At 66.1% G+C, this 26,567-nt stretch carries 25 protein-coding genes; 17 read left to right on the top strand and 8 right to left on the bottom strand.

Annotation, left to right across the window (positions count from 1 at the left end; genetic code table 11):
• Positions 1-768, bottom strand: coding sequence for an SDR family NAD(P)-dependent oxidoreductase (locus J2Y55_RS14580; protein ID WP_310154261.1), 768 nt, complete (start codon positions 766-768; stop codon positions 1-3).
• 229 nt (positions 769-997) lie between these two features.
• Here J2Y55_RS14580 and J2Y55_RS14575 point away from each other — a divergent pair, with 229 nt between their 5' ends.
• The 4 genes from J2Y55_RS14575 to J2Y55_RS14560 all read left to right on the top strand — a co-directional run bounded on the left by J2Y55_RS14575 (position 998) and on the right by J2Y55_RS14560 (position 6,196).
• The gene (locus J2Y55_RS14575; RefSeq protein ID WP_310154258.1) at positions 998-3,322 is read left to right on the top strand and encodes a bifunctional salicylyl-CoA 5-hydroxylase/oxidoreductase; all 2,325 of its coding nucleotides are present in this window, start codon (positions 998-1,000) and stop codon (positions 3,320-3,322) included.
• A gap of 110 nt (positions 3,323-3,432) precedes the next feature.
• Positions 3,433-3,765, top strand: a complete 333-nt coding sequence (locus J2Y55_RS14570; protein WP_310154255.1) for a hypothetical protein — start codon at positions 3,433-3,435, stop codon at positions 3,763-3,765.
• A 173-nt stretch (positions 3,766-3,938) separates the two neighbouring features.
• Positions 3,939-4,886: a ring-cleaving dioxygenase gene (locus J2Y55_RS14565; protein ID WP_310154252.1), complete on the top strand. Its 948-nt coding sequence runs from the start codon at positions 3,939-3,941 to the stop codon at positions 4,884-4,886.
• Positions 4,887-5,494: 608 nt separating this feature from the next.
• On the top strand, positions 5,495-6,196 hold the full coding sequence (locus J2Y55_RS14560; RefSeq protein ID WP_404978920.1) for a DUF2778 domain-containing protein: 702 nt from the start codon (positions 5,495-5,497) through the stop codon (positions 6,194-6,196).
• A 19-nt stretch (positions 6,197-6,215) separates the two neighbouring features.
• Here the strand turns inward: J2Y55_RS14560 and topA are convergent, their stop codons facing one another.
• Positions 6,216-8,897, bottom strand: a complete 2,682-nt coding sequence (gene topA, locus J2Y55_RS14555; RefSeq protein ID WP_310154250.1) for a type I DNA topoisomerase — start codon at positions 8,895-8,897, stop codon at positions 6,216-6,218.
• Positions 8,898-9,127: 230 nt separating this feature from the next.
• Between topA and panB the strand changes: the two genes are divergently transcribed.
• From panB to dprA, 6 genes are all read left to right on the top strand, one after another.
• The gene (gene panB / locus J2Y55_RS14550) at positions 9,128-9,949 is read left to right on the top strand and encodes a 3-methyl-2-oxobutanoate hydroxymethyltransferase (RefSeq protein WP_310154248.1); all 822 of its coding nucleotides are present in this window, start codon (positions 9,128-9,130) and stop codon (positions 9,947-9,949) included.
• Between the two features lie 82 nt (positions 9,950-10,031).
• Entirely contained in the window at positions 10,032-10,976 is a 945-nt protein-coding gene (locus tag J2Y55_RS14545; RefSeq protein ID WP_310154245.1) for an aspartate carbamoyltransferase catalytic subunit, read from the top strand.
• Between the two features lie 5 nt (positions 10,977-10,981).
• Complete coding sequence (locus J2Y55_RS14540; protein WP_310154242.1) at positions 10,982-11,224, top strand: hypothetical protein; 243 nt, start codon at positions 10,982-10,984, stop codon at positions 11,222-11,224.
• The gene (gene pyrC / locus J2Y55_RS14535; protein ID WP_310154239.1) at positions 11,217-12,521 is read left to right on the top strand and encodes a dihydroorotase; all 1,305 of its coding nucleotides are present in this window, start codon (positions 11,217-11,219) and stop codon (positions 12,519-12,521) included. Before J2Y55_RS14540 ends, pyrC begins: the two co-directional genes overlap by 8 nt.
• Positions 12,522-12,555: 34 nt before the next feature.
• Positions 12,556-13,179, top strand: a complete 624-nt coding sequence (gene plsY, locus J2Y55_RS14530; protein WP_310154236.1) for a glycerol-3-phosphate 1-O-acyltransferase PlsY — start codon at positions 12,556-12,558, stop codon at positions 13,177-13,179.
• A 6-nt stretch (positions 13,180-13,185) separates the two neighbouring features.
• Positions 13,186-14,457: a DNA-processing protein DprA gene (dprA, locus tag J2Y55_RS14525; RefSeq protein WP_310154233.1), complete on the top strand. Its 1,272-nt coding sequence runs from the start codon at positions 13,186-13,188 to the stop codon at positions 14,455-14,457.
• Positions 14,458-14,483: 26 nt separating this feature from the next.
• Here dprA and J2Y55_RS14520 read toward each other — a convergent pair whose 3' ends face one another.
• Both J2Y55_RS14520 and J2Y55_RS14515 read right to left on the bottom strand, forming a co-directional pair.
• Complete coding sequence (locus J2Y55_RS14520; RefSeq protein ID WP_310154230.1) at positions 14,484-14,684, bottom strand: hypothetical protein; 201 nt, start codon at positions 14,682-14,684, stop codon at positions 14,484-14,486.
• 563 nt (positions 14,685-15,247) lie between these two features.
• Positions 15,248-16,171, bottom strand: a complete 924-nt coding sequence (locus J2Y55_RS14515) for an AEC family transporter (RefSeq protein ID WP_310154227.1) — start codon at positions 16,169-16,171, stop codon at positions 15,248-15,250.
• 268 nt (positions 16,172-16,439) lie between these two features.
• Between J2Y55_RS14515 and J2Y55_RS14510 the strand changes: the two genes are divergently transcribed.
• Both J2Y55_RS14510 and J2Y55_RS14505 read left to right on the top strand, forming a co-directional pair.
• Positions 16,440-16,889: a hypothetical protein gene (locus J2Y55_RS14510; protein ID WP_310154224.1), complete on the top strand. Its 450-nt coding sequence runs from the start codon at positions 16,440-16,442 to the stop codon at positions 16,887-16,889.
• A gap of 60 nt (positions 16,890-16,949) precedes the next feature.
• Positions 16,950-17,246, top strand: a complete 297-nt coding sequence (locus tag J2Y55_RS14505) for a hypothetical protein (protein WP_310154221.1) — start codon at positions 16,950-16,952, stop codon at positions 17,244-17,246.
• A gap of 19 nt (positions 17,247-17,265) precedes the next feature.
• Here the strand turns inward: J2Y55_RS14505 and ruvX are convergent, their stop codons facing one another.
• The 3 genes from ruvX to J2Y55_RS14490 form a co-directional block, all read right to left on the bottom strand.
• A complete protein-coding gene (gene ruvX / locus J2Y55_RS14500) occupies positions 17,266-17,790 on the bottom strand; it encodes a Holliday junction resolvase RuvX (protein ID WP_310154218.1) in 525 nt (174 codons plus the stop codon).
• A 55-nt stretch (positions 17,791-17,845) separates the two neighbouring features.
• Entirely contained in the window at positions 17,846-18,775 is a 930-nt protein-coding gene (locus J2Y55_RS14495; RefSeq protein ID WP_310154214.1) for a tripartite tricarboxylate transporter substrate-binding protein, read from the bottom strand.
• 243 nt (positions 18,776-19,018) lie between these two features.
• Positions 19,019-19,774, bottom strand: a complete 756-nt coding sequence (locus tag J2Y55_RS14490) for a GntR family transcriptional regulator (RefSeq protein ID WP_310154211.1) — start codon at positions 19,772-19,774, stop codon at positions 19,019-19,021.
• Between the two features lie 89 nt (positions 19,775-19,863).
• Here J2Y55_RS14490 and J2Y55_RS14485 point away from each other — a divergent pair, with 89 nt between their 5' ends.
• The 5 genes from J2Y55_RS14485 (at position 19,864) to J2Y55_RS14465 (ending at position 24,716) form a co-directional block, all read left to right on the top strand.
• Positions 19,864-20,151: a UxaA family hydrolase gene (locus J2Y55_RS14485; protein ID WP_069691299.1), complete on the top strand. Its 288-nt coding sequence runs from the start codon at positions 19,864-19,866 to the stop codon at positions 20,149-20,151.
• 219 nt (positions 20,152-20,370) lie between these two features.
• Positions 20,371-21,561, top strand: a complete 1,191-nt coding sequence (locus J2Y55_RS14480; RefSeq protein WP_092166517.1) for a UxaA family hydrolase — start codon at positions 20,371-20,373, stop codon at positions 21,559-21,561.
• A 119-nt stretch (positions 21,562-21,680) separates the two neighbouring features.
• Entirely contained in the window at positions 21,681-22,730 is a 1,050-nt protein-coding gene (locus J2Y55_RS14475; RefSeq protein WP_310154204.1) for a YeiH family protein, read from the top strand.
• Between the two features lie 79 nt (positions 22,731-22,809).
• The gene (locus tag J2Y55_RS14470; protein ID WP_310154202.1) at positions 22,810-23,739 is read left to right on the top strand and encodes a hydroxyacid dehydrogenase; all 930 of its coding nucleotides are present in this window, start codon (positions 22,810-22,812) and stop codon (positions 23,737-23,739) included.
• Complete coding sequence (locus J2Y55_RS14465; RefSeq protein ID WP_310154200.1) at positions 23,736-24,716, top strand: Ldh family oxidoreductase; 981 nt, start codon at positions 23,736-23,738, stop codon at positions 24,714-24,716. The genes J2Y55_RS14470 and J2Y55_RS14465 overlap by 4 nt, the downstream gene beginning before the upstream one ends.
• Here the strand turns inward: J2Y55_RS14465 and ade are convergent.
• Complete coding sequence (gene ade / locus J2Y55_RS14460) at positions 24,713-26,428, bottom strand: adenine deaminase (protein WP_310154198.1); 1,716 nt, start codon at positions 26,426-26,428, stop codon at positions 24,713-24,715. The two genes, J2Y55_RS14465 and ade, sit on opposite strands and share 4 nt — an antisense overlap.
• Positions 26,429-26,567 lie beyond the last annotated feature (139 nt).

Below are 26,567 nucleotides of genomic sequence, written 5' to 3'. Positions count from 1 at the left end.
CTAGAACTCCCCGCCATTGATCAGGATCGATTGTCCGGTGATGGATTGGCTGGCCGGTCCGCAGAGATAGAGCACTGCGGCCGCGACCTCCTGCGGCGCGATCAACCGCCCCTGCGGATTATCCTTCACCAACTGCGCCAGCGCCTGCTCGTCTGTGAGGCCGGTCTTGCTGGTGATCGCGCTGATACTGCCTGCGACCATGTCGGTGTCGGTATAGCCGGGGCAGATCGCGTTGACCGTGACGCCGGCGCGCGCGGTTTCCAGCGCGAGCGAGCGCACCAGGCCGATCACCGCATGCTTGGCGGCGGCATAGGCCGAGACATAGGCGTAGCCGCGATGCCCGGCGGTCGAGGCGATGGCGATCAAGCGGCCGTTGCGGCGCTCCAGCATGCCGGGCAGCACCGCATGGAAGGCGTTGACTGTTCCGATCAGGTTGATCTCGTTCATGCGGCGGAAGCGCTCGGCATCGCTACGGGTGAACGGCCCGGTCTCGACTGCTCCGGCATTGGCGACGACGATGTCGAAAGGCCGAGCTTGCGGCTGGGCTTGCGCCAAGGCGGCCGCGGCGGTGGCAGTCGCTGCCTCGTCGCGGATGTCGCAGGACATGAACGCGTCGGCATCGCCGGCCTCGGCCGCCTCTTGCAGAACCTTCGCGTCGCGCCCGATGATGCTGACGCGGGCGCCCTCGCGCTTCAGCGCGGCTGCGACGGCGCGGCCGATGCCACGTCCACCGCCTGTCACCAGTGCATGCTGTCCTGCCAGACCCATCCTGAGCGACCTCCTGATGAATCAATATATTTTAGGTCTAAAGGAATTTGCAAGCGCCCTGATCGGGTTGGAGGTGGGCGACGAAATCGCAAAGAAACTGCCATGCATCGGCTGCGTGTGAGCCGATATGACGCCCGTCGTTCGATTTTTCGGTGAACGAAATGAGCCTCTTGAGATAAAATTATTTTAGACCTAAAATAATTTTGCAGCCCATGTTTCGGAGGTCATGATGCGCATCGCGGTCGTTGGCGGCGGACCCGCCGGGCTCTATTTCGCGCTCCTGATGAAGCGTGACTGGCCGCAGATCGAGGTCACGGTCTTCGAGCGCAACCAGCCCGACGACACCTTCGGCTTTGGCGTCGTCTTCTCCGACCAGACGCTCGACACCTTCAAGGCGGCCGATGCGACGAGCTATGCCGCGATCCGCGACAATTTCGCATACTGGGACGATGTCGAGATCCATTTCAAGGACAGCGTCCACCGCGTCTCCGGCAACGGCTTCTGCGGCTGCTCGCGGCGTTCCCTGCTCATGCTGGTGCAGGCCCGTGCCCGCGAGCTCGGCGTCGAGCTTCGTTTCGGCGAGGAGGCCAACGATATCGAGGCGCTGAAGCGCGACTATGATCTCGTCGTCGCTGCGGATGGCATCAACAGCCGCATCCGCGAGGGCTGGCGCGAGCGCTTCCAGCCCGAGACCGACCTGCGGCCCAACATCTTCACCTGGATGGGGTCGACCCGCCCCTTCGACGCCTTCAATTTCTTCTTCAAGGAAACCGAGTTCGGGCTCTTCATCGCCCATTGCTACCAATATGAGGTCGGCCGCTCGACCTGGGTGCTGGAGACCGACCCCGAGACCTTCGCCAAGGCTGGGCTCGACAAGCTGGGCGAAGCGGAATCGGCCGCCTTTCTCGAAGGCGTCTTCGCCGAGGAGCTGCAGGGCCACAAGCTGGTCACCAATCGCTCGCTCTGGCGGAATTTCCCGATGATCCGCTGCCGCAACTGGGTCTCGGAGAACGTCGTCCTGATCGGCGATGCCAAGGCGACGGCGCATTTCTCGATCGGCTCGGGCACCAAGCTCGCGATGGAAGACGCGATCGCCCTGCACAAGGCCTTCGGCAAGGCGAATCTGAATGTCGCCGAGGCGCTGAGCCTGTTCGAGCGCACGCGCCGCGAGGAGGTCGAGAAGACCCAGCACGCCGCCGATGTCTCGCTGGTCTGGTTCGAGCAGCTGCGCCGCTTCTGGGATTTCGACCCGTTGCGTTTCGCCTTCGGCCTGATGACGCGCTCCAAGGCGATCACCTATGACAATCTGGCCCTGCGTGCGCCGGGCTTCGTCGCGGCGATCGACAGGCTGGTCGCGCAGGAGCTCGGTCCGCTCGCCCGCACCCGCAAGGACGGCGCGCCCGTGCCGCCGGCCTTCCAGCCGCTCAAGCTGCGCGAGATGCAGGTCGAGAACCGCATGGTGCTCTCGCCGATGTGCCAGTATTCGGCGCAGGATGGCCTGCCCAATGACTGGCACCTGATGCATTACGGCTCGCGCGCAATCGGCGGCCCCGGATTGATCTTCACCGAAATGACCTGCGTGGCGGCCGACGCACGCATCACGCCGGGCTGCGCCGGGCTCTATACCGACGCACAGGAAGCCGCTTGGGCTCGGATCGTCGACTTCGTCCATGCCAATTCGGTGGCGAAGATCTGCCTCCAGCTCGGCCATGCCGGGCGCAAGGGCGCGACCAAATTGATGTGGGACGGCATGGACAAGCCGCTGGAGGAGGGCGCCTGGCCGATCATCTCGGCCTCGCCCTTGCCCTACTACCCCGAGAGCCAGATCCCGGGCGAGATGAGCCGCTCCGACATGGACCGGGTGAAGGCCGAGTTCGTTGCGGCAGCGCAGCGTGGCGAGCGCGCCGGCTTCGACATGCTGGAGCTGCACTGCGCCCATGGCTATCTGCTGGCGAGCTTCCTCTCGCCGCTGACCAATCACCGAACGGATGAGTATGGCGGCTCGGTCGAGAACCGCCTGCGCTATCCGCTCGAAGTCTTCCGCGCCCTGCGCGAGACCTGGCCGCTGGAGAAGCCGATGTCGGTGCGCATCTCCGCGACCGACTGGAAGGCGGGCGGCGTGACCCCGCAGGACATGATCGCGATCTCCACGGCCTTCGCCGAGGAGGGCTGCGACCTCGTCGATGTCTCGACCGGGCAGACCGTCAACGACAGCCGCCCGATCTATGGCCGCATGTTCCAGACGCCGTTCTCCGACCAGATCCGCAACGAGGCCCAGGTCGCGACCATGTGCGTCGGCAACATCACCACGGCCGACCAGGTCAACACCATCATCGCCTCGGGCCGCGCCGACCTCGTCGCGCTCGGCCGGCCGCATCTGGCCGATCCCTCCTTCGTGCTGCGCGCCGCTGCCTGGTATGGCGTCGATGTCGCGCAGCCGGTGCAGTATCAGCCGGGCAAGGACCAGCTTATGCGCAACACTCCGCGCGAGCGCGAGGAGCTGCAGGATCTCAAGCTCAAGGCCAAACCGAGCCGCCACGCGGTCTCGGTCTAGTCAAGCGAGCCGAGTCGCCACGCAGTCTCGGCTTGAAGCCAGGTGCGGGAGGAACATCCCGTGCGCCCGCCTGTTTCTTGAGCATCACAGTCCCAGCCAGAAGGACCGACATGCTCGCCATCACCCGTTCGCTCGTCGCCGCGCTAGCCGTCGCGACGGGCCCTCTCGCCGCGCTCGCCCAGGGGACGGTCACACCGCCATCGCCCTCGGCCGTCGCACCGCAATCCAATGGCGGGCTCGGCCCGGTGACAACGCATCCCTCGCAGGTCGACAAGGGCCAGAACATGATCCTGCCGTCGGCTGGGAGTTCCGGTCCGTCAGCTGCGCCGACCATGATCTATGATTGCAAGGCCAAGCCGCAGGATTGCACGACACCCGCGACGCCTGCCGACAAGGCTACGGCTCCGCAAATCTCCGCTCCACCGGCTACGACGACACCGTAGCGCAGCGGAGTCAGTTTGCGCAGGCGCTCTCCGGCGTGAGCGTTTCATCTGCTTGATTGCATGGGTGCAAGGTCAGGATTGGGCGAAGGGGGCTTCCGCTGGCGGCGGGGAGCGCTATCTCCAGCACAGACAGCGGGCCGATCCGGCCCTGCGCTCCAATCATGAGGTTCCCGATGAAGCTCACCGGCATTCACCACGTCACCGCCATCTCGGCCGATGCGCCGGGCAACCGCCGCTTCTATGCCGAGACGCTGGGCATGCGGCTTGTCAAGAAGACGGTGAACCAGGACGACACTTCGGCCTATCACCTGTTCTACGCCGATGGCGCCGGCTCGCCCGGGTCGGATCTGACCTTTTTCGACTGGCCTGCCTCACCGGCAAGGCGTGGCACGCATTCGATCAATCGCACCTCCCTGCGTGTCGCCAATGAGGCGTCGCTGGAATGGTGGCGCGAGCGTCTGACCAAGGCCGGCGTCAAGGTCTCGAACATCCGCGCGATCAATGGCCGCCCAGCCGTCGATTTCGAGGATCCGGAAGGCCAGCGCCTGACATTGCTCGCGGATGGCGGCGAAATCCCCTTCGTTGTCTGGGAGAAGAGCCCGGTTCCCGCCGAGCACCAGATTCGCGGGCTCGGGCCCGTCACTATCTCGGTGCCGAAGCTCGAGCGCACCGAGGTCGTGCTGACCCAGCTTCTCGGACTGGAGCGCATCGCCTCCTATCGCGACGCGGCCCATGCCAGCGGCGAGATCCATGTCTTCAAGATCGGGGAGGGTGGTCCGGCTGCCGAGCTGCATGTCGCGGTCGAGCCCGATGCGCCGCAGGCGCGCGAAGGGGCCGGCGGCGTGCATCACCTCGCGCTGCGCACACCAACCTTTGCCGACTACGACGCCTGGGCGGAGCGGCTCAAGGAAGCGGGCTATCCCAATAGCGGCAAGGTCGACCGCTTCTACTTCCGCTCGCTCTATCTGCGCGAGCCGAACGGCATCCTGATCGAGATCGCCACCGACGAGCCCGGCTTCTCCGCCGACGAGCCGACCGAGACGATGGGCGAGAAGCTCGCTCTGCCGCCCTTCCTGGAGCCGAAGCGGGCGCAGATCGAGGCTGGGCTGAAGCCGCTCTGAGCGGCTCGGGGACTTTCAAGGCGCCGATCTATGTGGCGCGGCGGACCGGATCGGTCCGCCGCGCTTTTTTTGTCGCAAATTGCCGCGTTGGATTCACCGGCAATTAACCACGCGGGATTTTACTGAACTCAGTTGAGTTGCGTTGTTGAGTTGAGAGCGCCACCCCGATGTCGGACCAAGGCTACAGGCCGCGTGCAGTCAGGTTGCGCTCTCGCGCCCGGTTGCGCCGCAAGGTGTTACTCCAGCTTGCCTTCGTCGCGGCCACGACCGCACTGGGGTTCCTGGTGATGGATGGATCGCAGGATAGGCCGGCGATCCATGAAGCGACGCCTGCGCAGACAGCTGCTGTATCGCTGCAAAAGACAGAGGCAGCAAGAGTTTACAGCAATCTCCTGAATTCCGAGTTCAGGCTCGGCCCTGCGCCCACCACGCTCGGTGGGAGCGCGCCGCTGGATGCTGGTTTCCACGTCAACACGCCGCTGCAGACGGCATCGCTCGCACCGATAGCTCTGTCGCAGCCAGTTGTTTCGACCTCGGCGCCCATCGTCCCGCGTGACGTGGACACGACCGGAAGCATCGCGCCTGGCGCCCTTCCTTCGACCGGGTCGGTGTCGGACATTCTCAAGACCCCTGCAGCGCCCAGGCTCGTGTCCGGCGCACCGCTGCCGATCGCACGGCCCTCGGAGCTCAAGCCCCCGGAGACCCGCGAGCCGCCGGCCATCGTGCTGCGTCAGCCGGCGCGACGGCCCAAGGTCGCCGCCGCGCCTGCGCAGGCACCGGACAATCGTTCGTTCTTCGAAAAATTCTTCGGCGTGCCGCCGCAGCCGGCAGGGCCCGCTCTCGCTTATGCGGCGCCCGAGGATGATGTCGTCGACCGTTCACGCGGACGCCGGCTCAGCCCCGGAACGGCACCGGCGTTCGGTTCGGCGCAGGCGACGGCGATCTACGACATCAGCGCACGCACGGTCTATATGCCCAATGGCGACCGTCTGGAGGCGCATTCAGGTCTCGGCGACAAGATGGACGATCCCCGTTTCGTCCATGTCCGCATGCATGGCGCCACGCCGCCGCATACCTATGATCTGACCGAGCGCGAGGCGCTGTTCCATGGCGTACGGGCGCTGCGCCTGAACCCCGTCGGCGGCAGCGGCGCGATCCATGGCCGCGCCGGCCTCCTGACCCACACCTATCTGCTCGGCCCCAACGGCGATTCGAATGGCTGCGTGTCGTTCAAGGACTACGACAAGTTCCTGCAGGCCTATCTGCGCGGCGAAGTGAAGCGCCTGGTCGTCGTGGCGAGCCGCAGCTGACGGCACGCCTTTGGGATGATCAGGCCTTGGCGGCGGCCTTCGGTTTAGCCGCTGCCTTGGTTGGCGCCTTTGCCTTTGCGGTCGCCTTGGGCTTGGCCGCGGATTTCGCGGCAGCTTTGGCCGGAGCCTTCGCCTTCGTCGCAGCCTTTGGCTTCCCGCCACCCTTGACGCCGCTGGCCTCGGCCTTGGCGTTGACGAGTTCGACCGCCTGTTCGAGCGTGATTGCGTCCTGCGTCATCGTCTTGGGCAGGGTCGCATTGACCTTGCCCCAATTGACGTAAGGGCCGTATTTGCCGGCGCGGACGACGAGCTTGCCGCCACCAGGATGTTCGCCGAGATCGCGCCCCGGCACAGCCGCGCCACGCCCGAAACGGCTGCCGCCACCACCGCTCTCCTTGGCGACGATCAGGTCGATGGCGCGGTTGCCGCCGAGTTCGAGGATATCGTCATCCTTGTCGATATTGGCGTAGGTCTTGCCGTGCTGGACGTAAGGCCCGTAGCGGCCGATGCCGACGAGGATCGGCTCACCGCTCTCGGGATGCTTCGCGACCTCCCTTGGCAGCGCCAGCAGCGCCAGAGCCTTCTCCAGCGTCACGCTGGCCGCGCTCATGCCCTTGGGCAGGCTCGAGCGCTTCGGCTTCTCACCCTCGCCAAGCTGGATATAGGGCCCGAAGCGGCCGTCACGCAGCGTGACGTCGACCTCGGTGACCGGGTCCTTGCCGAGGATGCGCACGCCCGGCGCGCCCTGGCCGCCTTCGGCGGTGGCTTCGCCATCAGCCGCGGAGACGGTCAGCGGCCGGGTGTAGCGGCATTCCGGATAGTTCGAGCAGCCGACGAAGGCGCCGAACTTGCCGAGCTTGAGCGAGAGCGTACCGGTGCCGCAGACCTGGCAGGAGCGCGGATCGCCGCCATCCTCGCGCGCCGGGAAGACATGGGCGCCGAGCACGCCGTTCAGCGCCTCCAGCACCTCGGTGACGCGCAGATCCTTGGTCTCGCCGATCGATTTGGTGAACTCTTCCCAGAATTCGCGCAGCAGCACCTTCCAGTCGATCTCGGCATTGGAGACCCGGTCGAGCTGCTCCTCGAGATTGGCCGTGAAGTCGAACTCGACATAGCGCTTGAAGAAGCTCTCCAGGAACGCCGTCACCAGCATGCCCTTGTCCTCGGGGACGAGGCGCTTCTTCTCGATGCGGACATATTCGCGGTCGCGCAGGGTCGACAGCGTTGCGGCATAGGTCGAGGGCCGGCCGATGCCGAGCTCTTCCATGCGCTTGACGAGGCTGGCCTCCGAATAGCGCGGCGGCGGCTCGGTGAAGTGCTGGTCGGCCGCGATGGCGCGCTTCTCGAGCGGCTCGCCATCCTTCATCGCCGGCAGCTTCTTTGAGTCCTCGTCCTCCTCGTCGTCGCGGCTCTCCTGATAGAGCGTCAGGAAGCCGTCGAAGAGCACGACCTGGCCGGTGGCGCGCAGTTCCAGATTGCGCGCGCCGACCTTGGCGGCAATGTCGACCGTGGTGCGTTCGAGCGAGGCCGATTCCATCTGGCTGGCGATGGTGCGCTTCCAGATCAGTTCGTAGAGCTTGGCCTGCTCGGGTTCGAGATGGCGCGCGACCATTGCGGGCAGGCGGCCAAGATCGGTCGGCCGGATCGCCTCATGGGCCTCCTGCGCGTTCTTGGCCTTGACCGTGTATTTGCGCGGTACGCCGGGAACATAGGCGTCGCCGAACTCCTTGCCGATGACGCGCCGGGCGGCGGTGATGGCCGAGCCGTCCATGTCGACGCCGTCGGTTCGCATATAGGTGATGAGACCAACCGTCTCGCCGCCGATGTCGACGCCCTCATAGAGCCGCTGCGCCAGTTGCATCGTCCGCGCCGGAGCGAGGCCCAGCTTGCGCGAGGCCTCCTGCTGCAAGGTCGAGGTCTGGAAGGGCGGATAGGGGTGGCGCTTGACGGGCTTGGCCTCGACATTCGCCACGCTGAAGGCGGCGGTCTCCAGCGCTGCCTTGAAGGCGCGCGCCTCGTCGCCCGTGCCGATGTCGAGCCGGGTGATCTTCTTGCCGTCGGCGCCGACGAGCCGCGCGTCGAAGACGCCGCCTGCGCTGGTGGCGAGCGTCGCCACCAGCGACCAGTATTCGCGTGCCCGGAAGGCCTCGATCTCGCGCTCGCGGTCGCAGACGATGCGCAGCGCCACCGACTGGACGCGGCCGGCCGAGCGCGCGCCGGGCAATTTGCGCCAGAGCACGGGGGAGAGGGTGAAGCCGACGAGATAGTCGAGCGCCCGGCGCGCCAGATAGGCGTCGACCAGCGCCTGGTCGACCTGGCGCGGATTGGCGAGCGCCTTCTCCACGGCGTCCTTGGTCACGGCGTTGAAGGTGACGCGCTCGACGGGAATGCCCTTGAGCGCCCGCTTGGCGTTCAGCGCTTCCAGCACGTGCCAGGAGATGGCCTCGCCCTCGCGGTCCGGGTCGGTCGCGAGGATCAGCTTATCGGCGCCTTTCAGCGCCTTGACGATCTCGGCGACCTGCTTGGCGCCGCGCCCCTCGATCTCCCACTTCATCGCGAAGTCCTGCTCGGGCTCGACGGAGCCGTCCTTGGCGGGCAGGTCGCGGATATGCCCGAACGAGGCGATGACCTCGTAATCCGAGCCGAGATACTTGTTGATCGTCTTGGCCTTGGCCGGCGACTCGACGACGAGGAGCTTCATGGTGCGTTTCAGTCTCAATGGGCGAAGGACGGGGCCGGGCAAAACACAGGGAAAGCACGTTATGTGCCTGCCTGGCGAAGCTTGGCGCAGGGCGCGTTGATAGCGGTTCGGAATGGCGCGCGAAAGTGGTTCACGCCGTTATCTCTGTCAAACGCCGATTACGCTTTGCCCGGACGGGTGGAGGCCTTACCGGGAGCGCTGGCGTTCGACGACGATGAGCGGAGGATATCGTGTCTGTACACAGCTTGATCAAGCGCCGGACCGCGCAGGACATCCAGACGCGCAAATCCGGCGAGCCGATCGTCTCTCTGACGGCCTATACCGCTGCGATGGCGGGCATCGTCGACGAGGTCGCCGATTTCATCCTGGTCGGCGATTCGCTCGGCATGGCGGTCTATGGGCTCGACAGCACCGTTCCCGTGACGCTGGAAATGATGATCCTGCATGGCCAGGCCGTGATGCGCGCGACGCGTCAGGCCCTCATCGTGGTCGACATGCCCTTCGGCAGCTATGAGGAAAGCCGCGAGCAGGCCCTGCGCAACGCCGCCCGCATCCTCAAGGAGACCGGCTGCGGCGCGGTCAAGCTCGAAGGCGGCGCGCGCATGGCGCAGACCATCCGCTTCCTGGTCGAGCGCGGCGTGCCGGTGATGGGCCATGTGGGCCTCACGCCGCAGGCGGTCAACACGCTGGGCGGCTTCAAGGCGCAGGGCCGCAACAAAGCCGAGTGGCCGGCCATTCTCGCCGATGCCGAGGCGGTCGCGCAGGCGGGCGCCTTTGCGCTGGTGGTCGAGGCTGTCGCCGAACCGCTGGCCGTGCAGATCACCGAGCGGGTCGCCATCCCCACCATCGGCATCGGCGCGTCCGCGGCTTGCGACGGCCAGATCCTCGTCCTCGACGACATGCTCGGCCTGACCGGGCGCGTGCCGAAATTCGTGAAAGCCTATGGCAATCTCGCCGCCGAGGTGAGGCAGGCAGTCTCGACCTATGCCGCGGAGGTCAAGGCGCGCCGGTTCCCGGGACAGGAGCATGTCTATGCGCTGAAGGCCGAGTGAGACGCAGCGTGGGAAAAAGGCGGGCGCGGCCGTAACCGTGCCTTGCGCAGGTCACGACTCGCGCCTAAACACCCTGCTTCAAATGACATCGCCAGCACCGCTCTACCCGCATCGCCACCTCCTCGGCATCGAGGGGTTGTCCCATCTGGACATCGAGGCGCTGTTGGACAGGGCCGACACCTATGTCGCGCTCTCCCGGCAGGTCGAAAAGAAGACGGCGACCCTGCGCGGCCGTACCCAGATCAACCTGTTCTTCGAGCCCTCGACCCGGACGCAGGCCTCTTTCGAGCTCGCCGGCAAGCGGCTCGGCGCCGACGTCATGAACATGTCGGTCGCCTCCTCCTCGGTGAAGAAGGGCGAGACGCTGATCGACACTGCCGCGACGCTGAACGCGATGCGGCCCGATATCCTGGTGGTGCGCCATCATGCGGCCGGTGCGGTCAATCTCCTGGCCCGCAAGGTCGATTGCTCCGTGGTCAATGCCGGCGATGGCGCGCATGAGCACCCGACGCAGGCGCTTCTCGACGCGCTCACCATCCGCCGCAACAAGGGCCGCATCGCCGGGCTGACGGTGGCGATCTGCGGCGACATCCTGCATTCGCGCGTCGCCCGCTCCAACATCATCCTGTTGAACGCGCTCGGCGCGAAAGTCCGCCTGATCGCACCCTCGACCCTGCTGCCGGCCGGCATCGAGCGCATGGGCGTTACTGTCTTCACCGACATGAAGAAGGGGCTGGAAGGCGCGGACATCGTGATGATGCTGCGCCTGCAGCTCGAACGTATGCATGGCGCGTTCGTGCCGTCCCCGAAGGAGTATTTCCGCTATTACGGCCTCGATCGCGACAAACTCGACGCGGCTCAGCCGAATGCGCTCGTGATGCATCCAGGCCCGATGAATCGCGGTGTCGAGATCTCCTCCGAGGTTGCCGACGGCGCACAGTCCTTGATCCGTGAACAGGTCGAGATGGGCGTCGCCGTCCGCATGGCCGTACTCGATGCGCTCGCCCAGCACCTGCCGAATGGCTGAGCGCAGTGGACCTCGCCCTTGCCCTGCTGCTGAAGCTGATGCACCGGGTCCGATACGTCTTCGTGGCGCTCTATCTCGTCGTCTCGGCCGGGTTCCTCTATGCCGAGCCGCGCTCGGGCTGGACCTGGTTCATCGTCGTCGCGGGCGCCGTTTTATGTCTGGCGTTCTGGGGTCTGGTGGGCTTCTGGAGTTATGCCTTCGCGCGCAGGCAGAGCCGTGACGGCAGGAATGGAACCGACCATGGCTGAACTTCAGGACATCGCGATCGTCAATGCCCGGCTCGTCGATCCGGCGACGGGGCGCGACGAGCGCGGTTCGCTCCTCATCCGGTCGGGCCTGATCGCGGGTGTCGTCTGGGGCGGTGCGCCCCCGACCGTCGCGGAAGGCACGCAGCTGATCGATGCGGGCGGCCTGGTTCTGGCGCCGGGGCTGATCGATCTGCGCGCCTTTCTCGGCGAGCCAGGGGCCGAATTCCGCGAGACGCTCGGCACCGGCTCGCAAGCCGCCGCCGCGGGCGGCGTCACCACGGTCGTCTGCCGGCCCGATACCGATCCGCCGATCGACGATCCCGCGATCATCGACTTCATCAAGCGCCGTGCCCGCGACAAGGCGATCGTCAATGTCCTGCCGTCGGCCGCCCTGACCAAGGGTATGCTGGGCAAGGAGATCACCGAGTTCGGCCTGTTGCTGGAAGCCGGCGCCGTGGCCTTCGGCGATGGCGCCAAGGCGGTCCGCAATCCGCAATTGCTGCGCCGGGCGATGATTTACGCCCGCGATTTCGACGCGCTGTTGATGAACCATGTCGAGGATCCCGATCTGCGCGGTTCGGGCGTCATGAACGAGGGCGAATTCGCCAGCCGCAAGGGGCTGCCGGGCATTCCCCACGAGGCCGAGACCGTGATGCTGGAGCGCGACATCCGACTCGCCCGGGCGACCGGCTCGCGCTACCACGCGGCGATGATTTCCTGCGCGGAATCGGTCGAGCTGGTGCGCCGGGCCAAGGCGTCGGGACTGCGCGTCACCTGCGGCGTCTCGATCAACAACCTGACGCTGAACGAGAACGATGTCGGGGACTATCGCACCTTCTGCAAGGTCTCCCCGCCGCTGCGCCATGAGCAGGAACGCCTCGCCATGGTCGCGGCGCTGGCCGAGGGTGTCATCGACGTCGTAGTGTCCGATCATGATCCCCAGGATGTCGAGACCAAGCGCCAGCCCTTTGCGGAAGCCGCCGACGGCGCGCTCGGCATCGAGACCTTGCTGCCGGCAGCCCTGCGCATGGTCCATGCCGGGCAGATCGGTCTTGCCACGCTGCTGGCTTCGCTCTCTGCGCGGCCGGCAGGCTTGCTGGGCTTAGCCAGCGGCCGGCTTGCGGTCGGCGCGCCCGCAGACCTCGCTTTGTTCGATCCCGACGCCCCGCATGTCGTCGATAAGCGCAAGCTCAAATCGCGCGCCAAGAACTCGCCTTTCGACGAGGCCAAGCTCGAAGGGCTGGTGCGCACGACGCTGGTCGCGGGCAGGGTGGTCTATCACGACGACGCGGTCTAAGCTCCCGCGTACAGGCTGAGACGAGAGGGGCGGCATGCCGGACTGGATGAATTTGGGCCTGTCATGGCCCTCTCTCTGTGCGGCCCTCGCCATCGGCTATCTGCTCGGCTCGATTCCCTTCGGGATCATCCTGACGCGCCTGTCGGGCGGGCCGGACCTGCGAAGCATCGGCTCGGGCAATATCGGTGCGACCAATGTGCTGCGCACCGGCAACAAGAAGCTCGCGGCCCTGACGCTGGCCGGCGACATGCTCAAGGGCACGGCGGCGGTGCTGCTCGGCGCCTATCTCGTCGGCGGCAAGAGCGCCGCCCTGCTGGCAGGGTTCGGAGCCTTTCTCGGCCATCTCTTCCCGGTCTGGCTGCGCTTTCGCGGCGGCAAGGGCGTCGCCACCTATCTCGGTATCCTGATCGGGCTGAAATGGCCGATTGCTGTCACTTTTGCCGCGATCTGGCTCAGCGTCGCCTATCTCAGCCGGTATTCCTCGGTCTCGGCGCTGCTGGCAAGCGTGCTGGCGCCGCTCCTGCTCTGGTTCTGGGCGCGCGAATACCAGATGGCGGTGGGGATGGCGCTGCTCACCGTGCTGCTCTGGTACATGCACCGGGAGAACATCGCGCGGCTGCTCGGCGGCCGCGAAGGCAAGATCGGCCAGAAGGGCTGAACGGGTATGGCTGGCGTCGCCCTCACCGATCGCCAGCGCCTGGATTGGCTGAGACTGATCCGCAGCGAAAGCGTCGGCCCGCGCACCTTCCGCGCCTTGATGAACCGCTTCGGTGGAGCGGCCGCGGCGCTTGAAGCCTTGCCGGATCTCGCACGGCAGTCCGGCCGCACCCTGCGCCTCTGTACGCCGGCCGAGGCCGAGCGTGAGTTCGCGGCTCTACAGCATCAGGGCGGCCGTTTGATCGCCCTGGGCGAGGCGGCCTATCCAAAACCCTTGCAGGCGATCGATTCGGCGCCACCCTTGCTGGCGGTGATCGGGACAACTGACGCCCTGCTGCGGCCTTGCGTGGCGCTCGTCGGCTCGCGCAACGCCTCTGCCGCCGGGCAGAAATTCACAGCCAGGCTGGCGCGCGATCTTGGCGAAGCGGGTTTCGTCGTGGTCTCGGGGCTGGCGCGCGGCATCGACACCGCAGCCCATGAAGCGAGCCTTGGGACTGGAACGATCGCAGTGCTGGCTGGCGGTCTCGACGAGGTCTATCCGCCTCAGAATGGGCCCTTGTTCCGGCGGCTTCTGGAGAGTGGCGCCGGGATCAGCGAGATGCCGATGGGCTGGGCTCCGCGCGGGCGCGACTTTCCGCGCCGCAACCGGCTCGTCTCAGGGCTTTCATTGGGAACCGTGGTGGTCGAAGCGGCACGCAAATCGGGCTCGCTGATCACGGCACGCTTCGCCAATGAGCAAGGCCGGCAGGTTTTCGCGGTTCCCGGTTCGCCGCTCGATCCGCGCGCCGAGGGTGGCAACCACCTGATTCGTGAGGGCGCGACGCTTTGTGCGGAAGCCGCTCACGTCATCGAGGCGCTGCTGCCGCTGGTCGAGTTCGAACAGGGATTTGGCGGCGGCGGGGCCGTGATGCGGGATGGCGCGGGAGAGGCCCCGCCTCAGGCGCTGTGGGACGAACTCGATCTGCCTGGGATTACGCCCGCGCCGAAGACGGAACTCCCGGCGGAGACGGCTTGGCAAGACAAGTCTTGGCAAGACAAGACCTGGCAGGACAAGGCCTGGCAGGACAAGGCCTGGCAGGACAAGGTCTTGCCCTCGGAGACGAGCGATCAGGGCATCAGCCTGCTCGAACTGCTTGGTGCGGCGCCGATCTCGATCGACGATCTCGTGCGCGCCAGCGGCCGGTCCGCCCGCGACGTCAGTCGGGAGCTTCTGGAGCTGGAGCTTTCAGGCGCGGTTTTGCGGCAGCCAGGTGGCTTGCTGACGCGCCTGATGCCCTGAGGTGAGATCACCTGGCGCGATGGTCGTCAGGGGCGGCAACGCTCGGTCTGGTCCCTCGCTTCCTGGTGCGTCAGCTCGAGAAAATAGGCCAGATGCCGCAGATCGGCCGCCCGTGCCATCGTGCCGAGCTCGATGAGCAGCAATTCGATATAGTGCGAGACCTCGAACTGGAGCTGGCGGCGCTGGGCGGCGCAGTCATCGGTCGCACCGGCCGGCGTGGCCGTCATGGCGGATGAAGCTTTGCGGCTCTTGCGCGGCTGGCTTCCAGGAAGGGCTTGGCCGGGTTCGGCTGCGGCAGTCACGTCTATGCCTCCATTAGGTGCAATTACATGATAATGCAACCTGGAGTGTAATAAGGATTGGCTTGAGCTACCCCTGTCCCTTGCGGGTCACATCGGGGCCGCGCCGGCCTCGCGCTTGAGCTGGATGGATGCTTCGAGCCGCGCCATGTCCAGGAAAAAGGCGAGACTCTCCATATCGGCGGATCAAGCCATCCGGAGCATCTCGGAGCTCATGCGCTCGATGTAGAGCAGGGTCGCCTGCTGCAATTCGGAGAGCTGTGGCGCTTCCGCGGGCATCGCTGCAGGCGAGGCGGAGCGAGCTCCGTCGCGTCCGGCGCTGCCGAAGCGTGGGAGGGTAACCCGTCGCGGTATCAGGGGGCTAAACTCCCGTGACTATGCGTGATGTCGCGCGACATCTGAATCTCAACCATATCCGCGCGGTCTTATAGAAATGCAATTAATGCGTGTAAAATTGGATTGGCCTATCCTCAATGTAGAGGGGGGGCCGCTCAGGTGAGGATGAGCACCGCCAGCGGCAGGGTGCCGAGTGCGAGCAGGGTCTGCATCGTCGTGATCTCGGCCATCAGCGGCGCGTCGCCGCCGAGGTCGCGCGCCAGGAAATAGGCGGCCGTGGCTGTCGGCACGGCGGCGGCGACCACCGTCATCGTCAGCGCTGGACCGGAGACGCCGAGCTGCCGGGCGAGCGTCCAGGCCAGCACCGGCATGACGACGAGCTTGAGCGCGATGGCCAGGCCATGAGCGAGCCGGGGCTTGGCGAGGCGGCCCAGATCGAGCCCGGCCCCGACCACCAGCAGCCCGATGCCGAGCGCCGCGCGGCCCAGGATATCGACATAGGTCGCAACCGCGACCGGGAGCATCCACTGCAACTGGTTGAGGATCAGCCCGAGCGCCGACGACCAGATGAAGGGATTGAGCGCGACCGAGCGCATCGTTGCGCCTGGGCTCATCGGCTGTCCGTTGGCGTAGCGCGCCAGCACGATCACGCACATCACGTTCAGCAGCGGGATCATCGCCGCGACCGCGATCGCCATCATCGTCGCGCCATCGCGGCCCAGGAGCCCCGAGGCGAGCGCCAGGCCCACAAAGGTATTCCAGCGCACCGAGCCCTGGAAGATCGAGGTGAAGGCCGGACCCTCGATCCCCAGACGCCGCAGCAGGGGGCGGCTCAACAGAAGAGCCGCGGCGACGCAGAGTATGGTCAGGATCAGGCTCAAACCCATCGCCAGCACGGGCAGGCGGCTCAGATCGGCGACAGCCAGGGTATGGATCACGACCGCGGGGAACAGCACCTGATAGGTCAGGCGCTCGACGCCGCTCCAATGCGTCGCCGTGACGAAGTCCGCGGTCTTGAGGCCCCATCCTGTTGCGATCACCAGGAAGACGGCGACAAGGCTGTTGATCATCGGGCTCATGTCGCGGGCGAATCCAGGTGTCGGCTGCCGGTCACGGCGGGCTGGCGGCGCCCGGAATCGGAACAAGCGGCCGAGACGCTCGTTGTTGAGACCGAGAGCATCGTCAAGGCGGGCCATTGTCCTGTCATGGCGGTGAGGCCCGGACAAGGGCGCAGAGGAATGGGCGGCCTGCTGTCGCCGCAATACTGCCGCGATTGGTTCAGGCCCTGTTCAATCCGGCGCAGGCATCTTGGGGATGCTGCTGCTGACCACCTCAGGAGATACCATCATGGCTTCCAAGAGGACTGTTTTCATCGCGGGCGTGACGGCTGCGGCTATCGCAGGCGCAGGGCTCGTGACGCCTGCCTTCGCAGGCGAGACGCGACTGCGGGTCGATGCGCAGAGGCTCGACGCAGCCCCGGCCGAGTACAGCTATTATCGCGGCCATCGTCGCGGTTGGAATGGCGGCCGTGGTGCGGCCGTCGCCGGTGCGGTTGGCCTCGGCCTCCTCGGTGCGGCGGCGATCGCCTCGAGCCGCCCGGCCTATGCCGATCCCTATTACGGCTATGACGACGGCTACACCGAGTATGCCCCGCGCCGCCCGGTCTATTACGAGCCGGCGCCGGTCTATGAGGAGGCTCCAGTCTACGCCCCGCGCTACCAGTACTATCAAGGTGGCTACGACTCACGCTATCGCTCCCGTAACGGAACGGTCGACCCGTCTCGCGGCGGTCGTTGACGCACATAGGCAAGCCCGGCCGGAAAGGCCGGGCTTGCCGACATGATTTGGGGAAATTCGATGTCTTACGATCGCAAGGCGATATGGCTTTGCCTTGGTCTTGTCGTGTCCGCCATTGGCGGAGCCGGGTCGGCCTCGGCCCAGTATGATCGCGGCTATGACCGCTATCCCGATTATGATCGGCGCAGCGGCTATGAGCGCAGGGACCGCTATGATCGGCGCGATGGTTACCGCCGCGACGACCGCGGCGGCTATGATCGCGGCCGGCGTGGCTATGATCAGGGAGCCGGACCAGGCAGGGGCAACCAGCGCGAGACCGAGAAGAATCTGATCAGGCGCGGCCTCCTCGGACAGTGAATCAGGCTTTTCCGCCCGTCTAACGCGCCGCGTCGGCTCCGTCCGGCGCGGCGTCGTCATGTCCGGCATCGCCCGGCTCCATGCGCATCAGCCGGTCGAGCGCGCCTTGCAGGATGTAGGCAGCAGCCATCTTGTCGACGACCTCGGCCCGCTTGGCGCGCGAGGCGTCGGCGAACAGCAAGGTGCGGGTGACGGCCATGGTCGACATGCGCTCGTCCCAATAGGCGACCGGCAGCGGCGTGAGCGGCGCCAGATTACGCACGAAGGCCCGCGTCGACTGAACGCGCGGCCCTTCCGAGCCGTCCATGTTGAGCGGCAGGCCGATGATCAGCCCTGCGACGGCATGGCTCTGCGCGATCTTGATCAGGGCCGCCGCATCGAGCCCGAACTTGACCCGGCGGATCGTCTCCAGAGGCGTCGCGATCTGCCGCTCGACGTCGGACAAGGCGAGCCCGATCGTCTTGGTGCCGAGATCGAGCCCCAGCAGTCGGGCATGGTCGGGCAGGTCCAGGAAGGTTTCGAGCGGCACGACATTGCTTGACATGCCATGGCCGGTAGCACGCGCCGCCCATCGAGGCGAGCGGCGCGTTTCTATCCGCTCAGTTCACATTCTGCGGCGTGATGCCGGCCGCCTGCAGTGAGGCCGCCCATTTCGCGATCTCCGCATTGAAGCGCTTCGCGTGCGCCTCGCGGGTCCAGTCGCTCTCCGGGAAAACCTGGGTGCCGGCCGATTTGAAGCGCTCGAGCACTGTTGGATCCTTCAGTGCCGCTCTGAGCGCGCCGTTGAGCTTGTCGAGCACGGGAGCGGGCGTGCCCTTCGGGGCGTAAAGCCCGTGCCAGATCGTCATTTCGAGGTCGGTGCCGCTCTCGCGGGCCGTTGGTGTATTGGGCAGGACATCGAGGCGCTGGAGCGAGGTCACGGCATAGGCGCGGATCTTGTCGCCCTGGATCTGCGGCACGGCCGTGGTCGACTGGTCGCAGAGTAGATCGACCTGTCCGGAGACAAGGTCGTTCATCGCCGGTCCGGTGCCGCGATAGGCCACCTGCGTGAACTTCACGCCAAGCGCCTGGCCCAGCAGCACGGCGCAAAGATGCGCGTTCGAGCCGATGCCGGCATGGGCGATCGTCAGCTTCTCGGCCTGGAGTTTGGCGTAGGGAAAGAAGGCCTTGGCATCGACTGGCGGCAAGGCGAGCTTGCCCGCGAGCACCATCGGTCCGGCATTGATCAGGCCGACCGGTGCGAAGGCCGTCCGTGTGTCATAGGTCAGATTGCCGTAGAGCGCGGGCGCCGCGGCGAGCGCGAGATGGTGGATCAGCAGCGTATGTCCATCGGGCTCCGCCGATGCGAGGCGCCGTGCTCCCGCCGTGCCGCCCGCGCCGGCGACGTTCTCGACGAGGATCTGTTGACCGAGCGTGCGCCCCATATGGTCGCCGACCAGGCGGGCGATGACGTCGCTGGGCCCCCCGGCGGCGAAGGGTACGATCAGGGCGATCGGCTTGCTGGGAAAGCTTTGCGCCCATGCCGGCATGGCAAGCCCCAGAGCCAGCAGGCCCCCGAGCGCTAGAGCATTACGCCAAAAAGCGGATACCGGTTTTTCGCAAGAGCAATGCTCTAAGCTTTTAGAATCGATCACGTTTCTCGCATTCGGACGGAACCGTCCGAATGCGACGTGACCTAGGCGTCTTGTGGTCTTCGCTAGCATCCATTTCCTCCGATTTCGAAACCGCTCTGCGGCGGCTTGGTGGGAAAGCGAGCGATCGGACCTGGCGCGTCAGCGCAGGTCGGACAGGTAGTGGGCCTCCTTGGTCAGGCAGATGCTCAGGCGTCGCTCGACCGGCGAGCCATCGAGCGAAAAAGCGATGCGGTCGATCCGCAGGGCTGGTGTGCCGGTGGGGGCTGCGAGCAGGCTGGCCTCATTGGCGTCGAGCGCCACGGCCTTCAGGCGCTCCCGTGCATGGGCGATCGTCACGCCGTAGCGCGCGGCGAACAGGCTGTAGAGATTATTGGGGACCGGCCCCGCCTCCAGCCCCGGAAAGACGCGCTGCGGCAAGGTCAGGGTCTCCAGAATGATGGGGACGGCATCGAGCGACCGCAGTCGGCGGATGCGGATGACGTCGGCTTCGCCGTCGAGATCGAGCGCCGCGCATTCGGCTTCATCGGCCTTGCCGGTCTCCACCCCCAGCACGGTGCTGTCGGGAAAGCGGCGCTCGCCATCGTCGTGAACCAGCTTGAAGAACTGGAACAGGATGCGCCGCTCGTCGTGTTCGGCGACGAAGGTGCCGCGGCCCTGGCGGCGCACCAGCAGGTTCTCGGCAGCGAGCTCGTCGAGCGCCTTGCGGACCGTGCCCTGGCTGACGCCGATCTCGGTGGCGAGCTGGCCTTCGCTCGGCAGGCTTTCGCCCGGCGCCCAGACGCCATCCACGAGCCGCCGGACGAAGATCGCCTTGACCTGCCGGTAGAGCGGCCGGAAGCCGAGCGGCTCGGCTGTGCCGGTGACGTTGCGCCCGGGATTTTCGGTCTTGTGCACACTCATATGTCTTATATAAGACTTGGTGTCATTCAGGTCGAGCGCCGATTTGCCGGACCGACCTGGCCTCACTCCCGGAGGAGCCCCGCATGAGCAAGCCCCATCTCCTGGTTCATGAAAAGAAGGACACTGTCGGCGTCGTCGTCGTCGAAGGCCTCAAGGCCGGCACGGACATGCTCGGCGTCGTCACTCACGACAATTCCGATTTTCGCCTGACCGCCAAGATGGACATCCCGATCGGCCACAAGGTCGCGCTCAAGGACATCAAGGCGGGCGATACGATCTGGAAATACGGCCAGGACATCGGCAAGGCGGTCGCCGATGTGAAGCGGGGCGAGCACCTGCACGTCCACAACGCCAAGACCAAGCGTTGGTGAAACCAAGCGTTGGTGAGACCAAGTCTTGGTGAGACCTGGCGTTGGTGAAACAAACCCGCGCAAAGGCTTGAAAAGAATCGGCAATGGGCTCCCGGCAAGGTCGAGCCCGCAACGAATAGAGGAAACGCCATGTCGATCGTCGCCAATTTCGATCTCGTGAAGGGCAAGCTCGGCCGGATCAAGGGCCGCAAGATCGAGGCGCCCGAGTTCAAGGCCCCGATGGTTCGGCGTCCGACTGGTCGCAGCCTCGATGCCTTCCATGGCTGGCGTCGCGAGAATGGCCGCGTCGGCGTGCGCAACCATGTGCTGCTGCTGCCGCTCGACGATCTCTCGAACGCTGCCTGCGAGGCCGTCGCCAACAACATCAAGGGCACGCTGGCGATCCCGCATGCCTATGGCCGGCTCCAGTTCGGCGAGGACCTCGACATCCATTTCCGCACCCTGATCGGCACCGGTGCGAATCCCAATGTCGCCGCCGTAGTGGTGATCGGCATCGAGGATGGTTGGACCAAACGCGTTGTCGACGGCATAGCCGCCACCGGCAAGCCGGTCGTCGGCTTCGGCATCGAGGGTCATGGCGACATCGCCACCATCGCCAAGGCCTCCTATGTCGCCAAGGAGTTCGTGCAATGGGCGAGTGAGCTCCAGCGCGAGAAATGCGGCATCGAGGAGCTCTGGGTCTCGACCAAATGCGGCGAGTCCGACACGACGACGGGGCTGTCCTCCTGCCCGACGGTCGGCAACATGTACGATAAATGGATCCCGCGCGGCATCCATGGCGTCTTCGGCGAGACCTCGGAGATCACCGGCGCCGAGCATCTCTGCAAGGCGAGAGCTGCGACGCCCGAGGTCGGCGAGCGCTGGTACAAGATGTGGAAGGCCTACCAGGACGACGTCATCGAGGCGCACAAGACCGACGACCTCTCGGACTCGCAGCCAACGAAGGGCAACATCGCCGGCGGCCTGACCACGATTGAGGAGAAGGCGCTCGGCAATCTCGAGAAGATCGGCCGCGAGTGCAAATACATCGACATCCTGCAGCCGGCCGAGGCGCCGTCGAAGGGGCCGGGGCTCTACTATATGGACACCTCATCGGCCGCGGCGGAATGCGTGACGCTGATGGCGGCGGGCGGCTATGTCGTGCACACCTTCCCGACCGGGCAGGGCAACGTCATCGGCAATCCGATCGTGCCGGTCATCAAGATCACCGGTAACCCGAAGACGATGCGCACCATGCCCGAGCACATCGACGTCGACGTCTCCGGCATCCTGCGCCGCGACCTCACCATTCCCCAGGCCGGCGACGCGCTGATCCAGAACATCGTGCGCACCGCCAATGGCCGCCTGACCGCCTCTGAGGCATTGGGGCATCGCGAATTCTCGATGACTAAGCTCTACCGCTCGGCCTGAGCTGCTGCTATCAGCCGGAGCGGCGACGCGAGCCGTCGCTTCGGCCCTGTTTTTGCTAAAATCATTTACCGAAGCCATTTGCCGAAGCCATCTCGACCAGACGAGTCGGAGCCGCGTTCTTGCCCGTTGCGACAACCTCACCGCTGAGCGCCTGGCGCCCCCTTCTCGACGGCATCGCGCTCTCGGTCATCGTCGCGGTTGCCTCCGTGCTGGTCGAGCCGCTGCTCAAGGCTGCTGCCGGCGGCCGTGTCGGAATCCCCGCCGTCGTGATCGCCCTGGTGATCGGCATGCTGCTGCATCCCGTCGCCAACACGACGCGCTTCGCGCCGGGCATGACCTTCTGCGTCAAGAAGCTGCTGCGCTGGGCGATCGGGCTGCTGGGCCTGCGCGTGGCGCTTGGCGACATCATTGCGCTGGGGCTCTCGACCGCGCTGCTCATCATCGCCTCGATGATCGTGACCGTGATCTGCGGCTTCCTGCTGGCGCGCTGGCTGGGCCGCGAGGCCGGGGTCGGCGCGCTTGCCGGCGTTGCGACGGCTGTCTGCGGGGCGTCGGCTGCGCTCGCGACCGCGACCGTGGTGCCCGATTACCGCGGCAAGGCGGCCGATGTCGCCTTCACCGTCATCGCCATGAACGCCTTCGCGACGCTGGCGATGCTGGCCTATCCCTTGATCTGCGCCTGGCTCAATCTCTCGCCGATGCAGACCGGCATCATGCTGGGCGCGACCATCCATGACGTCGCCCAGGTCGTCGGCGCGGGTCAGGCGGTCTCCGACGAGGCGGCCAATGCGGCGATCATCGTCAAGCTGTTCCGGGTGTTCATGCTGCTGCCCGCGGTGCTGGCCGTGGGCTGGTGGATGGTGCGCGAGGGCGGGCATGCCGAGCATGCGAAGGTACCGGTCCCGGTCTTCGCGATCGTCTTCCTCGGCTTGTGCCTGCTCAACAGCCTGTTGACGACGCTGCCGGCGCTGGCGAGCGTCTATCTGCCTGTTCGCGACGCCTTGCTCGAGGTCTCGCGCTGGGGCTTGCTGATCGCCATCGCGGCACTTGGGCTCGGCACCTCCATGGCGGCGATGGCCCGCCTCGGCTGGCGGCACCTCGTGCTTGTCACGGGCACAAGTCTCGTCATCCTGGTTATCGTCACCGGCGGCCTGCTGGCGCTGGGCTGATCGGGGATTTCGAAAAGCGGAAGGTGGCTTTAAGGCGACCTTACCTTTCAACTCTTGAATAAGAGCCGGCCGGGACCTCATGGCAGACATCGTCATAACCGAATTCATGGATGAGGCCGCCGTTGCGATGCTGCGCGCACGCTACGAGGTCCATCATGACCCCGAGCTTTTCGGCAAGCCGGACGAATTGGCCGCGCTGGTTGCGCAATCGCCCGCCTTGATCGTGCGCAACCAGACGCAAGTAAGGGGGGCCGTGCTCACTGCTGCCAAGGCGCTCAAGGTCGTCGGGCGCCTCGGTGTCGGGCTCGACAATATCGACATGGAAGCCTGCACGGCGCGCGGCATCAAGGTTTTTCCGGCGACCGGCGCCAACAGCCTGTCCGTGGTCGAATACGTCATCGGCAGCGCGATGGTGCTGCTGCGCGGCTCCTATTTCGCCAATGCCGCGATGGTCGCCGGCGAATTCCCAAAGACCAAGCTGATCGGCCGCGAGATCGCCGGCAAGCGGCTCGGCCTGGTCGGCTTCGGCGCGATCGCGCGCGACACAGCCAACCACGCCCGATTGCTCGGCATGAACGTCGTCGCCTACGATCCTTATGTGCCTGAGGATGATCCGGCCTGGCAGGCGACCCAGCGCCTCGATCTCGACGCGGTCCTCTCCAGCGCGGACGTCGTCAGCATCCATTTGCCGCTGACGCCGGAAACGCGTGGATTGATCGGCAAGGAGGCCTTCGCCCGGATGAAGCCGGATGCCGTGCTGGTCAATGCGGCGCGCGGCGGCGTTATGGACGAGGAGGCGCTGATCGCGGCGTTGAAGGGCGGCGAACTCGGCGGCGCGGCGCTCGATGTCTTCGAGGAGGAACCCCTCCGTGAAGGCGGAAAACGCTTCGCCGGGACGCCCAATCTGATCCTGACGCCGCATATCGCGGGCAATACGGTCGAGTCGAATGGCCGCGTCTCCGGTCTCGTCGCCGAGCGCGTCATGGCCGCGCTGGAGGGGCGGATATGACGAAGCTGTCGTTTGAGGCGGTCGAAACCAGGCTCGCGGACCTGTTCGCGGCGGCCGGCGCATCTCCCGCCAATGCGGCCTCCGTCGCCTGGGCGCTCGTCATGGCCGAGGCCGACGGGCTCAAGGGCCATGGCCTGTCCCGCGTGCCGACCTATCTCGCCATGCTCAGATCCGGCAAGATCGACGGGCAGGCGGTCCCGATCGCGCGCCGGCCCAAGCCCGGCGTGCTGGCGATCGACGCCGGCCATGGCTTCGCCTATCCGGCGATCGACCTCGCCGTCATCGAATTGCCGGTACTCGCCCGCGAGCAGGGCGTGGCGATCGCCCCGATCCGGCGTTCGAACCATTGCGGTGCAGCAGGCCTCCATGTCGAGCGATTGGCCGAGCAGGGGCTCGTCGCACTGCTTTTCGCCAACACGCCGGCGGCAATCGCGCCCTGGGGCGGGGCGAAACCCGTCTTCGGCACCAACCCGATCGCCTTTGCCGCGCCGCTCGCCGGCCGCGACCCGCTGGTCATCGACATGGCCTTGTCGAAGGTCGCGCGCGGACCGATCGTGGCGGCCAGGCAGAAGGGCGAAGCCATTCCCGAAGGCTGGGCGCTCGACCCGGCCGGCAAGCCGACGACCGACCCTGCCGCCGCGCTCGCCGGCACCATGGTTCCGCTCGGCGACGCCAAGGGTGCGACGCTGGCGCTGATGGTCGAGATCCTCGCCGCCTCGCTGGTCGGCGCCCATTTCGCCTTTGAGGCCTCCTCCTTCCTCGACGACAAGGGCGGCCCGCCCGATACCGGCCAGCTCATCCTTGCGATCGACCCCTCTGCCATGGGCGGTCATTGGTTCAGCGAACGCATGCGAATGCTGGCGCATGCGATCGAGGACCAGGACGGCACGAGGCTGCCGGGCGTCAGGCGCTTGAATCTGCGTGCGAAGGCGAGGGCGGAAGGGATTGAGGTCGCTGAGGAATTGCTGGCTGGCTAGACGTAGTCGAACCGGTCGACATCGACCAGCCCCTTATCGGTGATCTTGAGATGCGGGATCACGGGCAGCGTCAGGAAGGCTACTTGCAGGAAGGGCTCGGCCAGCACGACGCCGAGCGCCTTGGCGGCGGCGCGCAGATCCTCAAGCCCGTGCCTGACGACCTCGAAAGGCTGGTCGCTCATCAACCCGGCCACCGGCAGCGCCAGCTCGGCCGTCACAACACCCCCATCAGCCACGGCGAATCCCCCGCCAGTCTCGATCAAGCGGTTGGCTGCGGCGGCCATGGAGGCCTCGTCCACGCCGACGACGCAGAGATTATGGCTGTCATGGCCGACCGAGGAGGCGATGGCGCCATGCCTCATGCCGAAGCCATGGACGAAGCCGGTGGCGATGCCGCCGGATTTGCCATGGCGTTCGATCACCGTGACCTTGACCGCGTCCTGCGCCAGATCGGGCAGTGCTTCGCCGTCGCGTGAGGGCAGCTGCATCGCCAGCCGCTCAGTGATGATACGGCCTGGCACGACGCCGATCACCGGTGTTTCGCCTTGGCGCGCCCGCGCCTTGAAATCCGCCGGCGTGAGCTGCCGGTTTTTAACGCTGCCGAGCCCGACGGGCGCAACCGAAATGCGATCCGCGAACAATGCGTCCTCGACCAGCCTGCCGCCGGCGAAGACGACCTTCGGGCGGCATGTTGCGAGATCGTCGAGCAGCACGATATCGGCGCGTTTGCCCGGCCCGATGAAGCCGCGATCGAACAGTCCGAAATTCCGCGCGGCCGAGAGCGTCGCGACGCGGTAGGTTGCCAGCACATCCGCGCCATGGGCGATGGCCGTGCGGATCATGTAGTCGAGATGGCCTTCCTCGGCGATGTCGAGCGGGTTGCGGTCATCGGTGCAGAAGGCGAGGAAGGGCGAGGCGTCGCGGCTGATCAGCGGGATCAGCGCATGCAGGTCCTTCGAGACCGAGCCTTCGCGGATCAGGATGGCCATGCCCTTGGCGAGCTTTTCGCGGGCTTCGTCGGCGGTTGTGGTTTCATGGTCTGTGCGGATGCCGGCCGAGAGATAGCCGTTCAGATCCATCCCGCGCACCAGCGGCGCATGGCCGTCGATATGCCGGTGCGAAAAAGCCTCCAGCTTGGCCAGGCAGACGGGATCGCGATGCAGCACGCCCGGAAAATTCATGAACTCGGCCAGCCCGATCACCTTGGGGTGGTCCATCAAGGCAACCAGATCGGGGGCTTCCAGCCGCGCCCCGGCGGTTTCCAGATGGGTCGCCGGCACACAGCTCGAGAGCTGGACGCGCAGATCCATCCGCATCGCCTCGGCGCAAGCCAGGAAATAACGGATGCCCTCGACGCCCAACACATTGGCGATCTCATGGGGATCGCAGATCGCGGTCGTCACGCCATGGGGCAGCACGCAGCGCTCGAATTCGAGCGGCGTCACCAGCGAGGATTCGACATGCAGATGCGTGTCGATGAAGCCCGGCACGGCGATCAGGCCGGTCGCATCGAACTCGACCTTGCCCTGATAGGAGCCGTAGGTGCCGATGACGGTGTCGCCGCAGAGCGCGATATCGGTCTCGATCAGCTCGCCCGTGACGATGTCGAGGAGCCGCGCGCCGCGGATGACGAGGTCGGCCGGCTCGTCGCCGCGTCCCTGGGCAATCCGGCGGGCGAGTTGCTGGCTGGAGACCTTGGCGGCATCGGTCATGGGGGGGCGACTCCAGGTGAATTTGAAAGAAGGGGTGCACGCCCGCCGCTCATTTGTCGATCATCTCCTCCGAGTCTGACCTCTCCGCGCCGTCGTCCCGGGCAAGCGGCAAAGCCGCGCCGACCCGGGACCCATGCCT

Origin of the sequence: Allobosea sp. BE125, assembly GCF_031456075.1 — a bacterium.
In the GTDB taxonomy this organism is placed as follows: domain Bacteria; phylum Pseudomonadota; class Alphaproteobacteria; order Rhizobiales; family Beijerinckiaceae; genus Allobosea.
This window is presented reverse-complemented; position numbering and strand designations above follow the sequence as displayed.